Raw genomic sequence first — 13,700 nt, 5'->3', positions numbered from 1 at the left:
CCTTCGGGCCATGACGCGGGGCGGGACTTTTCAGTATCAGCCTCTCCAGTTGCGTCGGCGTGGTCTTGAGCCGACCGGAACACCAGCATTTGAGAGGATCGACCATGAACGGGGCCACACAGCCGCGCTACGACATGTATTCCGCCATTCACAAGGGAATACGTTACGCCCATTGCCAGCAACTCATGCAATTGAGCAGCTTCGATATCGAGAATGACGCCGCCCGCGACGCCGTTGTCGCATCCATGCGCAAGCACATGGTGCTGTGCCACGGGCATCTGCATCACGAGAACGAACACATTCATACCGCGCTCGAGGCCCGGAGCCCGGGCGCATCCGAGATTGCCGAAGAGGGGCATGTGGAGCACGAGCAGAGCTTTGCCGAGATCGAGCACCTGATCGCGGCACTCGCCAGGGCCGACAAGGGCGAACGTGCTGCGGCGGCGCGTGCCCTTTATCGCCGGTTCGCGCTGTTCATGGCCCATGACTTCGAGCACATGAACGAGGAGGAGACGATCCTCCAGACGGCCCTGCAGCACGCATTCACCGATGCCGAGCTGATGGAAATCGAGCACCGGATCGTCACCTCGATACCGGCCGATGAGGTGCCTCTGTCCATGGTGCCGATGCTGTCGGCCATGCATCCGGGCGACCGCCGTGCGACGTTGGCCGGCATGAAGCAAGGCATGCCCCCGGAGGCCTTTGGCGGCCTGATGGAGGGCATGGTTCGGCCCCTTGTGTCGCACAGTGAATGGACCCAACTGGGCGATCTGCGCGGCTGACAATATTGCAGGGTTCCGGCCAGCAAGGCCGGAGCCCTTGCAGCGAGGGACCAGACATGTGTCGCGCCGAATGTTCGTGCGGGTCGTCCTGCCCGCAACGTCTGTCCAGCCTGCCGCGGGGCGTGCACCTGCTGCGCGCGCGGCAGGATCAGGTGGACAAGACGATCAAGTTCCAGGGTGGCGTCTATGGCGCCAATACCTCCTTCTTTGCGGTCTCGGTGGAGCCCGGCTCCGGACCGGGGCTGCATGTGCACCCCTATGCCGAGGTCTGGATCGTCCGGCGTGGACAGGCCGCATTTCAGGCCGGCGGTCAGGACGTCGTGGCTGGTCCAGGTGACATCCTCGTGGTCGAAGCATCGGTGCCGCACAAATTCACCAGCATCGGAGAGGAGCGGCTGGATATGGTCTGCATTCACGACAGCGGCAATATTGTCCAGCATCCGGTGGACCAGTGAAGCGCTCTACGCGCTCCGCGCCTTGCGAAACAGCGCGGCGGCCTGGCCGCGTGAACGCACGCCCAGCTTGTCGAGAATATTGGCCACATGCCGCTTGACGGTATGGGGGGAGAGCAGCAGGTCCCGCGCGATGGCCTTGTTGCTGTCGCCCCCTGCCAGACGCTCGAGAATTTCCAGTTCGCGGGCGCTGAGGCCGAAACTGTCCTGCTTCGGTTGCACGCCGAGACGCTGCCGGGCATCAACCAGCCGGTCGACCAGCAACAGCAAGGCAAGACGTTGCGCATCGAACTTGCCACCCGCAAAAGGGATGTTGGCCAATTCCTTCAGCCTGGCCTCACCCAGAAACATGAGCCGCGACATTTCACCTGACGCGGTGAGCGCTTCAATCAGGTCACAAAGGATCTGTCAGGCCGCTGCGTAGTCGTGCACCCGCGCCCGAGCGATGGCTCTGGTCGCGGCAAGTTCAGGTTCAAGCGCCAGATAGTCGCCCTGGATGGGGCCCGCAGCAATCCGCAACTCCAGGTCTGGGGTCACGCGGTCCCGCAGGCCGCGCAGGCCACGCAGCATATCGAGATAGGCTTGACCGAGGCGGAGATAGGGCATGTCCAAGACGCGCAGCTCATCGTCGAGGCGCGCGCGGCAAAGGTCCAGAGCGTCCCAATCCTCCAGCGCCGCATGCAATTTCCCGAAGAACAGGGCGGTCAGGCCGCGCCAATAGGCCCAGGAGAGACCCTCGCGTCCTTCGAATATGCCGAAGAAGCGGTCGGCCGCCGCCCGCAGCAGGTTGGCGTCTCCCTGCAGATAGACCAGGACGCTGCGCGCAATCTGGATCGAGCCCCGGACCGAATAGGGCTTGCTGTGCCAGGCCTGACTGCCCTCGACCTCGTCCACAATTGCGGCCGCCTCCCTGTATTCGCCGGACAGAAGCAGGTGCCAGGTGCGCATGCTCAAGGCGCTGTCCCGGAGGGTCTCGTCCAGATCGCCGGCAATGGACAGCGCGCCCGTTGCATAGCGTTCGGCACGCCAGCGCATGCCCTGTTGCAGCCCCAGATAGACATGTAGCCCGCACTGGCTCCAGACCAGGGGGTCGCTACAGGCGAGCAGGCTTTCCAGCATGCGGTCGAAATAGCTCATTTCCTGTTCGACGGTGCCGCCGACACGCGAGAGCAGGTAGCCAGCCAAGGCGCAGAGTGCCCGGCTGCCAACATCCAGGGGCTCCCCCTCAAGTTCGGCCAGCAAGGTCATGGCTTCTGCCGTTCGCGCCTCGCCAAATCTGGCGACCAGTTCATAGGCGCGTGCGCGCTGGCGGCGCTCGGTGGCGCCGGCCTCTGCGAAGAGCCTGGCGGCGTTGGCCAGGTGGATGCCGGCCTGTTGCCAGCGCGGGTAGCACGATTCACACAGGCCCAGCATGTAGGACAGCTCGACCGACTGGCTGACAAAGGCCGCAGGCAACATGTGGACCAAGCGGCTCATGCGCTCGATTTCGCCCTGGGGCAGCAGAGTTTTGGACAGAGCCGATAGTTCGGCTTCGGCCTGGGCGAACTGCCCGGCCCTCACCAGGTAGCCAATCCGGCGTTCCGGGTTGGTCTCTTCGGCTGCCGCCCGGGCGAGCATCGCCTCGATCTGTGCAGCGGTGGACATTCGTCGCAACCGCGCGAAGAGATAGTCGCGGAACAGGTCGTGCAGCCGCAGCACCAGGCCGGAGGCGTCCAGCTCGCTCGCAAAAAGGCCTCGACGGACGATTTCCTCCAGCAGCTCGCCCGCATCGGGCCTGCCAGTCACGGCCCTGCAGACGGGCTCACTCAATTCGACCAGGATCGAGCACTCGGTGAGGAACGCCACCAGTTCCGCAGGCAAGTGCCCGAGAATTTCGCTTGTGAGGAAGTCAAAGGCGATGTCATCGGCGCCTGCAAGGTCGGTACCCGCAATGCCTGCTTGAAGCGCAAGTTCGCAGCCTGCCGGCCAACCCGCCATCTTCGACCAAACGGGCCGCAGGTCTTTCTCATCGCTGTCCTGGGCATGCGCTTTCGCAAGCAGCATGAAGTCATCGAAGGTGAAGCGAAGGTCGTCGGCCCCGAACTCGGCCAGAGCGCCGCTTACGCGCAGCCGGGGCAAGGCGAGGGGAGGGCGTTCGCGAGACGAAAGGAGAATAGCCCAGCCTTCCGGCAGTCGTTCGACAAGCCGCCCCAGCCAGTCGAACGCGGCTGGATCGCGCAGTCGGTGGGCGTCGTCCAGGACTATGATGCCGTGACCGATCTCGCTGGCTGCGAGCGCATCGGCCACCAGATCCGCGACCTGCATGGGACCCGCTTCGCCCTGGCGCGCGACTTCCAGCAGGCCCTGGACCGATGTTCGCCAAGGGATGTCGGCAGATTCCAAGGCCAGTTCGAGCGCGCAGAGCAGACGGGCCAGGTCGTCCTCTTCGTCGATGGAAATCCAGAATGATTGCGCAGCCGGGGACAGATGCTCGAGTGCGCGCACAATGGTGGTGGTCTTTCCAAAGCCTGCGGGCGCGGAGACAAGGACGAGCTTGTGACGGCGGAGGGCGGCGCCCAGCCTGGCCTCCAGGTGCGGCCGGCCGATCTGAGCCATCCTCAAGGCGGGCGGATGCACCTTGGTGCGCGGTAGGACGATGTCTCGCGCAGGCTGATCCGAAATCATGCGGGATAGCCTGGAATATCCCGGCCTCTGGCATATGGGCGAAACGCCATTGCGGCCCAGGGCTCCTTGTGCCGAACGATCTCGTTCGTGTTGCATGTAAGTGGAAATTCTATGGGTCATCAAGCGCGATCGGTGAAGGTGGGTCGCCGACCTCACAACCGAACAAGCCCCGGAGCGCGCGCTTCCGGGGCCTTTGGGCGGTATGGGAATGGTCAGCAAGCCCCTTGGTTACGGTGTCACATCAAGGGCGTGCGCTGCGTCGAAGATGGAGACACACAGGGATCTGGCCGTTTCGGCATGCAGGTGAACGAGCGACCAGCTCATGGCGCGCATGGTGATGCCCTGCGCCGCGAACGGACCACCCACTTCGGCACGCTCGAAGGCCATGACGGCGTCCTCACGCCGGCGCAGGCAGTCCGCAGCGGCGTCGCGCCAGGATGCAAACGCCTCCCCCAGGGCGTCGAGCCTGTGGTTCGCTTCATCGCGGGCCAGCGCCTGATATTCGATCATGGTGCGGGAGTAGCACGCCTCATAGCCTGGAGCCTGTTCGCTTCCGCATTGGTCCAAGGCGGCAATCCGGCGGTCTGACAAATAGGCCATGGCCGATTGCAGCTCGGCGTTGGTGGTGTCCACCAGACTGCGAACGGTGATTTCCAGGTCGACGGCGCAGGCCTGCAGGTCATAGTCGAGAAGAGTTTCGATGGCAGCGCTCTGCGCATCGCTGACGGCAGCCATCGGCGCAACCCGACTCATCGCGTGCTGGCTCTCGAGCATGGCTGCAGCGCCCGCCTGCTCGATATGCGATGTTATGCCATCCCAGGCATCGCATTTGGCCGTCTCGGCCTTGGCCGGAAGCAGGGCAATCTGTTGCCAGAGGTCCTGGGGTGTTTCGGCGGCGGCATAGGTGGTCAGGAGTAGCCATGCACTCCATCCGAGGAGAGTTCGAGCAGGGGTGGTCATGTCCTAGAACCCCACCTGCAGGCCGGTGCCGATCGTCCAGTTCTCGGCATAGGTCCCACCCAGATTGGCCGACGCATAAGTGTTCAGGCGCAGCCGGTCGGTGGGGGCCCATTCGAGATCGACGCCAATACTGTGCCAGGTGGATTCATGGCTGGCGGCGGGAGCGGCAAAGCTGGCGAAACCCGGCATTGCGACACTGACGCCGCCGACCGAACCATCCAGGAGATGGTTGAGCGCGTAGCTCACGCCGATCGTGACTTTGGAGGAGACTTTCAGATCAGCCTCGATCCCGGCGGTGACAAGGTTCGTCGTGTTGACCTGCTCAGACACGGTGCCAGCGCCAGCGCCACCGGTCTCGCGATAGCCAGCCATGGTGCTGCGGCCGACCAGCCACTGGGCATAGGGCGTTACCGCCAGAGTGTCGCCAAGCGGTCGGTTCCAGCTGGCGCGGATGGCGCCGGTCAAGGTGGAGATGCCGGTCTGGCCGATCGCGGTCTCGATGGCCGAGCCGTTGAGATAGTTGCGGTTGATCGTGGCCTGGAGCATGTCGGCGCGGGCACCGACACTCAATTCGAGACCGTCCAGGGCGGGTACTGCGAAGGCCGTGCCCAGATCGACCGCCGCTCCGCCACCGAGCCAGGCGCCCGAATAGGTGGCGCTGCCGCCCCCGTAGAGGGGTGACGATGCCATGAGCATCGCCCCGCCGCCGCCAGTAATGGCCCAGCCCGGCTGGCGCCAGGTCAGCATGCCGCCGCCAAGATTGGAGGAACTGCCCTGGACATGCTCGAAATCGAAAGAGGCACTCAGGCCCGGCATGCCGGAGGCTGCGGGCAAGGAATGGAGCAAACGCCCAGTGGCGATGGCCGATGGCAGACGGGCCACTTCCTGGAGCGAGGCCACCGAATGGGCGTAGTCGGTCGTGCCGAAAAGAACCCCTGCGCGCGCCAGGAAGGCTTGGTATTGACCCGCGCCGGCTTCTCCCCAGCCCACGATGGTGGAGCCGTCATCGCTGATCGCCGTAGCTTCGCGCAGGATCCAGCCTCCGACCACGACGCCGCTCTCTGCCAGCCATGCGTCGAGCGACTGGGCACCAGATGCCTCGGTCCAGCGGAACGCAACGGTTCCGTCCGCCTCGTCCACCAGGATATATTGGCCGACCACCGTCGCCCCATCGGCGGCGATGTCGGTCGCCTCCGAATAGATCCAACCGGTCCCGCCATCGAGCGCCATGGCGCTGCCATAGGCTGCACCCTCCCAGGTCCAGCGGACGGCATGGCCGACATTGCCACTATCGGTTGCTTCGCCAACGATGAAATTGGCGTCATTGGTGATCGCCTCGGCGCGGCTGTAGTCTCCTCCGCCGAAATAGCCCAGCCCCTGCAAGCCATCGACCGAACCAAGGTCCTTGTAGAAGGCCTGGTAGTCGCCACCGGCCATGCGGCTATTGCCCACCAGAATGCCGGTATCGGAAACGTCGGTGGCCCTGGTGCTCGGCGCCCCGCCGGCCATCCAGCCCAGGAGCTGCATGCCGGTCGCCTCGGTCCAGGCGAAGGCCACGTTCTGCCCAGCGCCTGAGACCTCGCCAACAATGACGCTCCCGTCAGAGGAGACACCGTTGGCCACGCTGCTGGTATAGCCGCCAGTCCCCAGGTCAAGCATGCCGCCGGCCTGGGTCCAGCGGAATGCCTCGACATGAGAACCGCCACCGCCATCTGGAACAATGTGATAGCCAATCACGGTGCTGGCATCACCCGAAATGCCCCGACCATCGACCCCCGACCCCGGCAATGCCGTCATGCCCGTATCGGCATCCCAGCGAAACGCGACCTGCGTCAGGTTACTGCTGCCTGCCGTGCCAACCACCACGCCGCCATCGGCCGAGACGTCATAGGCGTAGCTGACGTCATATCCCCCAGCCGGATATCCCAACCACCACAGACCGGGATCGCCAACTGCCTGCGCAAAGGCGGGCAGGGTGCCGCCAAAGGCCGTTGCTGTCGTGGCGAGGGCAAAACCGGAGCGTAGAAGGCCCGTCACCGGCCGGCGGATTGCGGAGCGGGGCGTGCTGACAGGGCAGCGGGGGGAGACAGTCTGTGCGGTGGTCGGCATGCGGAGGCGTCCAGCAATGGAATGGGAATGTCGAAGGCCTGCGCCTCCTCCCATTCTCGGTTGGTTTTCGCGTCCTACCTGCTTGCGGTCGCCCGGTTTCGCATGGCCCGAACGGGCCATATGGGGTTGATAATTTGGTCTCCTCAGTGACGACCATCTGCGCGGACCCTGACCCTTGCCACTAAGATCCGCCTGGTTCCGGCAAGTCCGGACCACAAGGGCAAGATGCCTCGATGTCTGTCGATGTGAGCAGACAGGCCTGGTACGGGGCGTATAATGCGATTTGTGATTGATCCCGCCGCCTTCGTCGTCGGCGTGGAAAATTCGCGGCATTGCTGCAAGGTCACTCGGCGCTTGGAGGAGTGCGAAGGTGACGCGAACAATCGAGACAGACTACCTCATCATCGGGGCCGGTGCGATGGGCATGGCGTTTACCGACGCACTCATCGATCACGCCGATGTCCATGTGACGCTCGTCGATCGTCGCCACGCGGCCGGTGGCCACTGGCATGACGCCTATCCGTTCGTCCAGTTGCACCAGGCCTCGGTGTTCTACGGGGTCGCCTCAACGCAGTTGGGAACCGGCGAGGTCCAGCAGACGGGACCGGAAGCCGGCTTGCAGGTGCGCGCGCGGTCGCCAGAAATCCGAACCTATTATGACGATATCCTGCAGCGCCGATTTGTCGGTTCGGGCCGGGTAAAGTTCCTGGGCGGCCACCAGCACATCCAAAGAGATGGCCGCCAATTGGTGACGTCGCTGGTGTCCGGTGAGACCGTGGAAGTGCATGCGCGTCGCCGGGTCGTTGACGCCACATATCTGGCCCCGACAATTCCGGCGACAACACCGCCGCCCTTTGGTGTGGCCGAGAGTGTGCGGGTCGTGTCGATCAACGACCTGGCGCGACTGGATGAGGCTCCCAGTGAGTTCGTCATCGTCGGATCGGGCAAGACGGCGACCGACGGTATAGTGTGGCTGCTGGCCAATGGCGTGCCACAGGACCGCATAGTCTGGGTGCGTCCGCGTGATCCGTGGATGCTCAATCGGGCAATGGTGCAGCCCGATCCGGCCGTGGCGCTTGGACTGGCAGCAGACACCATGAGCGCAGCGATCGGCGCCCGATCGCCGGAGGAACTGTTCCTGAACCTCGAGGCTGTCGGGGTGATGATGCGGATCGACCGGGAGGTGGTCCCGACCATGGCCAAGGCGCCGACCCTGGGCCGCTGGGAACTGGAGCTGCTGCGCAGCATCGAGCGCGTCGTGCGGATGGGGCACGTCAAGCATATCAGCGAAGACGAGATTGTCCTTGAGCGAGGCTCGACCCCGCTGCTGCCCGGCACGCTTGTCGTGCACTGTGCCGCCTCGGGACTGCGCTATCCGCCCATGGTGCCGATCTGGGGCACCGACATGATCCGCCTGCAGACCATCCGGGCCGGCTTTCCCTGCTTCTGCGCGGCGCTGGCTGGCCTGGTCGAAGCAATTCGGGACGACGACCGCGATCGCAACCGCCTGTGCCCGCCCAACACTCTCCCCGATACGCCGTCCAACTGGGCCGAAATGCAGTTCCGTGGCATCCAGGCATCGCGCGCCTACGGTGCGGAGCCCGATATAGCGGCCTGGGCGAACCAATGCGCGCTCAACCCGGCGCGCGTCACCCCTGTGCAGGCCGCCGACCCTGCCGTGGTTGCAGCTTCGAAGCGGCTGGCGGGTGTGGCGCAAAGCGGACTTGAGCGCATGGCCGCGCTGGCCGGGCTGTCCGTGGAGGGTCGCTGAATGTCGCGCGTATGTCTGGATCGGATGGCGCACCCAGGGCCAAATCGGGTTGCGCGACGTGCCTCGATGCTCAAACCATTGGACAAATGCGAACAGGCAGGCTAACTGGTTGGTCCAGCAGTCCAGTGAGGAATCAAGATGCATGTACTTGTCATAGGCGCGGCGGGAATGCTGGGTCGGAAGCTCACCAGCGCTTTGATCGGGGAGGCTCGCCTCGGGGGGCGGAAGATCGAAAAGCTCACGCTCGTCGATGTCGTCGCTCCCGATCGTCCCGACTTTGGCGGCGCTCTTGAGATGCTGGCCGCGGACCTCGCCGAGGACGGGGTCGCGGCAAGACTGATAGCGGGGCGCCCCGATATCGTCTTCCACCTGGCGGCTATCGTATCGGGCGAGGCGGAGGCAGATTTCGAGAAGGGCTACCGTATCAACCTGGATGGCACGCAGGCGCTGTTCGAAGCCATCCGGCTCGAGGGCGCTGGGAAGGCCTATTGTCCACGCGTCGTCTTTACATCCTCGATCGCAGTTTTTGGCGCGCCTTTCCCCGATGTCATCGGCGATGATCACGCGCTGACGCCGCTCACCAGCTATGGCACGCAGAAGGCGATTGGCGAGCTGCTGCTGGCGGATTATTCGCGTCGCGGGTTCTTCGACGGGGTCGGCGTGCGTCTTCCTACCATCGTGGTTCGTCCCGGCAAGCCCAACAAGGCGGCCTCGGGGTTCTTTTCGGGCATATTGCGCGAGCCGCTGACTGGCCAGGAAGCCATCCTTCCGGTCGCCGACACCGTTCGGCATTGGTTTGCCAGTCCCAGGGCGGCAGTCGGGTTTCTCCTGCATGCAGCGACAATGGATACGAGCGGCCTGGGCATTCGCCGCTCGCTCAACATGCCCGGTGTCGCCGCAACCGTCGCCGAGGAGATCGGGGCGCTGCAGCGCGCAGCCGGCGAAAGGGCGGTTTCGCTCATCCGCCGCCAACCTGACCCCGTCATCGAGAAGATCGTGCAGGGCTGGCCGCGGGCCTTCGATCCAGAGCGCGCACTGGCATTCGGGTTCAGTGGGGATGCCTCATTCGACGCAATCGTGCAGATCTATATCGAAGACGAGCTGGGTGGAGTGCTGCCGGCGTGACCGGCGGCTTCAGCGCGTCCTGAGGTCTGCGACCTGTTCTGGCGTCAGCGGGCGCAGGGCGCGCCCGTCCAGCATCAGGTGAAGCCTGGCGGTCTCTTCCAGCTCCTCGGCGGCATATTGCGCGTCGCGCAGCGTGGTGCCGGCCACGACCGGGCCATGATTGGCAAGGAGGACCGCATGGTGCCGTCCGGCAACGGACTTCACCGCCTGCGCCAGTGCTTCGTCACCCGGCGCGAAATAGGGCACCAGGGGAAGGGTGCCCACGCGCATGACGTAATAGGCCGTCAAGGGTGGCAGCACGTCGGCTGGGTCGATATCGGCCAGCACACTGACGGCCACCGCATGGGTCGAGTGCAGATGGACGACCGCCCCGGCGTTGGGTCGCTCGCAATACATGCAGTTGTGCAGGAAGGCTTCCTTGGTCGGTCGGTCGCCGTCCAGATGCGCACCGTCCGGGCTCAGCCTGGACAGACGCGCCGGGTCCAGTTCCCCCAGGCTGGCGTTGGTCGGTGTCATCAGCGTGCTGCCGTCGCTCAGCCGAACACTGATATTGCCCGTTGAGCCGGCGGTCAGGCCGCGGTTGAAGAGCGAGGCGCCGACCGCGCAGATGTCGTCGCGAATGCGGGTGGCTTCCGACAGAATTGCGCTCATTGCAGCTTGCTCCAGGCCTTCAGGAAGAAGTCGTCAGTGCCGAAATTGCCCGACTTCAGCGCCAAGGCCAATTGCGGTCCGTGGCCGGTCGAGAGGGTCCAGGGCACGCCGGGGTCGATTTCCGGGCCGATCTGCAGGCTGGTGACCCCAAGGTCGCGGATAACAGCGCCGGAGGTTTCTCCCCCCGCCACCAGCAGCCGGGTGAAGCCGTGTCGGGTCAGGGCGACCGCGAGCTGACCCATGAATTGTTCCACCAGTTCGCCCGCCTGGCCCACGCCGAGCCGCTCCTGCGCCGCACGAACGATGTCAGGGTCAGCGCTCGAATAGATGAGTGGGGCCAGCGCGCTGTCCTGCTGCTCGGCAAATGCGGCGGCGTCTTCGACAGTGATCCTTCCCTCTGCGATCTGGTCGGCCTCGAGCTTCAGTGCAGGCACACCCTGCGCTCGTGCGAACTCGATCTGACGGCGCGTTGCCGCCGAGCACGAGCCGGCAAGGACGGCGCCGCGACCCGGCGGTGCCGAAAGTCTGGTCCCGGACTGTACGGGGGTCAGCAACCCCTGACGCAGATAGGCCTCTGGCAGACCCATTGCGATGCCGGAGCCCCCGGTGATCAGGCGAAGGGCGCTCGCGGCATGGCCGATGGTGCGCAGGTCCTGGTCGGTTATGGCGTCGACGATAGCGATGCCGTCGAGCGCGTCCAGGCGATGTCGTACCGCCTCTTCGCCCTGCCGCACGGTGTCATGATCGATCAGGGCGACGGGCCGGGCGGTCTGGCGTCCCAGAACACGGACCAGATTGGCGTCTCGCATTGGGGTAAGTGGGTGATCGCGCATAGGGCTGTCGCTGAGCAGGGCGTCGCCCACGAACAGATGTCCCTTGTAGACGGTTCGCTGGTTGGCGGGAAAAGCGGGGCAAGCCAGCGTGCGCGATTCGCCAAGCAGGGCCAGCAATGCATCGATTACCGGCCCGATATTGCCAGCATCGGTTGAATCGAATGTCGAGCAATATTTGAACATGATCTGGTCCGCGCCATTGGCGAGCAGAACCTCGGCGGCGGCCACCGACATGGATTGCGCCTCCGCTGCCGGCACGGTGCGCGACTTGAGGGAAACGACAACGGCATCGGCGTCTCCGAACCGGGTGCCCGCAGGAGGTACCCCGACAACCTGAAGCACCCTCATGCCGCCCCGCGTCAGCATCAGGGCCAGATCGGTCGCCCCGGTCAGGTCGTCAGCAATCGCACCAAGAATCATGGTTGTTTCGGCTCCGCGTCGTCAGGGATGCACCGGCAGGGTCAGTCAGCGCTTTGTGGCGCTGGTCTCGGCGATGGCTTCCAGGGTGGTTCGGTGAATGCGGTTGAGATGGTTTTCCATCGCTTCGGCTGCGGCGGATGGATCGCGCCGCTCGAACCCGTCGAGGATCTCCATGTGGTCGGCCAGGCTCAGGCTCACCGATCCTTCGCGCAGCAGGACGTGGCGCCGATATTCCATGCCGAAGCTGAACAGTTCGTGCAGGAACTCGCCAACCAGCGCGTTGCCGCTGGCCTGGTAAATGGCATCGTGGAACTCGGCGTCGGAAATCTGGAAGCGAATGGTGTCTTCGAGCATGTCGCGTTGCGCATCGACCAGACGACGCAGCCGGGCAATACCGTCGTCGTCGATCCGTTCGACGGCAGCGCGGATCACTGGAATTTCGACCATCAGGCGAGCCTGATAGACCTCGTCCGCGGACCGCCCGGGCAGGACAGGCTGGGTTACGCTGTTGAACTCGGAGAACCCTTCGGTACGAGCAATGCGCGTGCGGCTGCCCTGGGAGATTTCGACCATGCCGATTGCCGCCAGCATCTGGATGGCGCCGCGGATGGTTTCCCGACTGACTTCCAGCGTTGCCGCAAGTTCGCGTTCGCTGGGCAGTTCGTCGCCGGTGCGCAGGATGCCGGATTGCACCATTGCCGCCAGGCGATGACTGACCTGCTCGCGGATCGTCAGCTTGGAAAGCCCGTTCTTGAGTTTCTGCAAATTGAGTGGTGCGTCCATATCGCTCCCCTGCCGGTTCTGCGCGTCAAAATCAATATGAACCATCGTGTCCCACAGGTCTAGTGGTCTCATGGCCGGACCAGTTGACAAGTTTGTTGGATCATGTTTGGTAAGCGCAAGAAGGCCGGTGGAGGAGAACACGCCATGAAGCCATGTTTGGCGGTCGTATTGGGGGATCCCGCAGGGATCGGGCCGGAACTGGTGGCAAAGCTGTTGGCCAGGCCGGAGAATCGGGAGAAGGCCAATATTCTGCTCGTCGCAGATCGCGCAGAAGTGGAAGAAGGCATGCGCATTGCCGGGCAGCGCTTCGACTATCGCGTCAGCGAGGGTGAGATGGATTTCCGGCCCGGCGGCGACGTGCTGCTGGAAGATTTCAAGGGGTCCTCCATGCGCCCCTTCCAGCGGGCGGTGTCATCGGTCGATGGTGGGCGGTACAGCCTTGAGACACTGGAGCGCGCGGTTGGTCTGACGAGGGCAGGTGTCACCGACGGCATCCTGTTCGCGCCCCTCAACAAGAACTCAATGCATCAGGCCGGATTGCCGCATGAGGATGAGAGCCAGTGGTTCGCTGCCATGCTCGGGGTCAAGGGTCCCCATGGCGAGCTCAATGTGCTCGACAATCTCTGGACCAGCCGGGTGACCAGCCATGTCGCCCTCAAGGACGTGCCTGCCCTGATCACGAGGGAAAGGGTGATCGCCGGCATCGAGCTGGCTCACCAGACCCTCGTCGCGGCCGGGGTGGATCAGCCGCGCATCGCCGTCTGTGGGCTCAACCCGCACAATGGTGAAAACGGCAGTTTTGGCCGCGAGGAAATCGACGTCATCGGCCCAGCTGTGGAGGCCGCGAAGGGGAGGGGGCTGCCGGCAGTGGGGCCGTTTCCGGCAGACACGATCTTCCTGCGCGCCAAGGAGTTCGATGGCATCGTGACGATGTATCACGACCAGGGGCAGATCGCGATGAAGCTGATGGGCTTCTCGCGCGGGGTGACCGTCCATGGCGGCCTGCCCATTCCCATTGCCACGCCCGCGCACGGCACGGCCTTCGACATCTACGGCCAGGGCAAGGCCAATCTCGGCGCCACCCAGGCCGCGTTCGACATCGTTGTGGCGCAAAGCCAGAGCAGGAGCCGGAAGGCCGCCTGAGGCGCGA

Annotated in this window: 12 protein-coding genes; 5 read left to right on the top strand and 7 right to left on the bottom strand. The window is 64.5% G+C overall.

Translation table 11 applies throughout. From position 1 onward, the window contains the following. Positions 1–104: 104 nt before the first annotated feature. Together K1X15_RS15575 and K1X15_RS15570 are read left to right on the top strand one after the other, a co-directional pair. Positions 105–782 (top strand): hemerythrin domain-containing protein, encoded by a 678-nt coding sequence (locus tag K1X15_RS15575; RefSeq protein WP_220304523.1) that lies wholly within the window; start codon positions 105–107, stop codon positions 780–782. 56 nt (positions 783–838) lie between these two features. Next, positions 839–1,237 (top strand): cupin domain-containing protein, encoded by a 399-nt coding sequence (locus K1X15_RS15570; RefSeq protein ID WP_220304522.1) that lies wholly within the window; start codon positions 839–841, stop codon positions 1,235–1,237. A 6-nt stretch (positions 1,238–1,243) separates the two neighbouring features. Here the strand turns inward: K1X15_RS15570 and K1X15_RS15565 are convergent, their stop codons facing one another. The 4 genes from K1X15_RS15565 to K1X15_RS15550 form a co-directional block, all read right to left on the bottom strand. Next, a complete protein-coding gene (locus K1X15_RS15565; protein ID WP_220304521.1) occupies positions 1,244–1,597 on the bottom strand; it encodes a response regulator transcription factor in 354 nt (117 codons plus the stop codon). 45 nt (positions 1,598–1,642) lie between these two features. Continuing rightward, positions 1,643–3,898, bottom strand: a complete 2,256-nt coding sequence (locus K1X15_RS15560) for a winged helix-turn-helix domain-containing protein (RefSeq protein WP_220304520.1) — start codon at positions 3,896–3,898, stop codon at positions 1,643–1,645. 228 nt (positions 3,899–4,126) lie between these two features. After that, the gene (locus tag K1X15_RS15555; protein ID WP_220304519.1) at positions 4,127–4,858 is read right to left on the bottom strand and encodes a hypothetical protein; all 732 of its coding nucleotides are present in this window, start codon (positions 4,856–4,858) and stop codon (positions 4,127–4,129) included. A gap of 3 nt (positions 4,859–4,861) precedes the next feature. Further along, positions 4,862–6,967 (bottom strand): hypothetical protein, encoded by a 2,106-nt coding sequence (locus K1X15_RS15550; protein ID WP_220304518.1) that lies wholly within the window; start codon positions 6,965–6,967, stop codon positions 4,862–4,864. A gap of 370 nt (positions 6,968–7,337) precedes the next feature. Between K1X15_RS15550 and K1X15_RS15545 the strand changes: the two genes are divergently transcribed. Next, the gene (locus K1X15_RS15545) at positions 7,338–8,738 is read left to right on the top strand and encodes an NAD(P)-binding protein (RefSeq protein ID WP_220304517.1); all 1,401 of its coding nucleotides are present in this window, start codon (positions 7,338–7,340) and stop codon (positions 8,736–8,738) included. Between the two features lie 138 nt (positions 8,739–8,876). Continuing rightward, positions 8,877–9,863 (top strand): D-erythronate dehydrogenase, encoded by a 987-nt coding sequence (gene denD, locus K1X15_RS15540; RefSeq protein WP_220304516.1) that lies wholly within the window; start codon positions 8,877–8,879, stop codon positions 9,861–9,863. Between the two features lie 9 nt (positions 9,864–9,872). Here the strand turns inward: denD and otnC are convergent, their stop codons facing one another. Genes otnC through K1X15_RS15525 form a run of 3 tightly spaced genes read right to left on the bottom strand, consistent with a single transcriptional unit; the run spans position 9,873 to position 12,550 of the window. Continuing rightward, the gene (gene otnC, locus K1X15_RS15535; protein WP_220304515.1) at positions 9,873–10,514 is read right to left on the bottom strand and encodes a 3-oxo-tetronate 4-phosphate decarboxylase; all 642 of its coding nucleotides are present in this window, start codon (positions 10,512–10,514) and stop codon (positions 9,873–9,875) included. Next, the gene (gene otnK / locus K1X15_RS15530) at positions 10,511–11,767 is read right to left on the bottom strand and encodes a 3-oxo-tetronate kinase (RefSeq protein WP_220304514.1); all 1,257 of its coding nucleotides are present in this window, start codon (positions 11,765–11,767) and stop codon (positions 10,511–10,513) included. Before otnK ends, otnC begins: the two co-directional genes overlap by 4 nt. Positions 11,768–11,812: 45 nt before the next feature. After that, complete coding sequence (locus K1X15_RS15525) at positions 11,813–12,550, bottom strand: FadR/GntR family transcriptional regulator (RefSeq protein WP_220304513.1); 738 nt, start codon at positions 12,548–12,550, stop codon at positions 11,813–11,815. Between the two features lie 144 nt (positions 12,551–12,694). On the opposite strand from K1X15_RS15525, the gene K1X15_RS15520 reads away from it, so the two are divergent. Further along, entirely contained in the window at positions 12,695–13,693 is a 999-nt protein-coding gene (locus K1X15_RS15520) for a 4-hydroxythreonine-4-phosphate dehydrogenase PdxA (protein WP_220304512.1), read from the top strand. Positions 13,694–13,700: the final 7 nt, after the last annotated feature.

The organism is Devosia salina, from assembly GCF_019504385.1.
Taxonomy (GTDB): domain Bacteria; phylum Pseudomonadota; class Alphaproteobacteria; order Rhizobiales; family Devosiaceae; genus Devosia; species Devosia salina.
The sequence above is the reverse complement of the archived record's forward strand: the minus strand, read 5'-3'. Positions and strand labels throughout refer to the sequence as shown.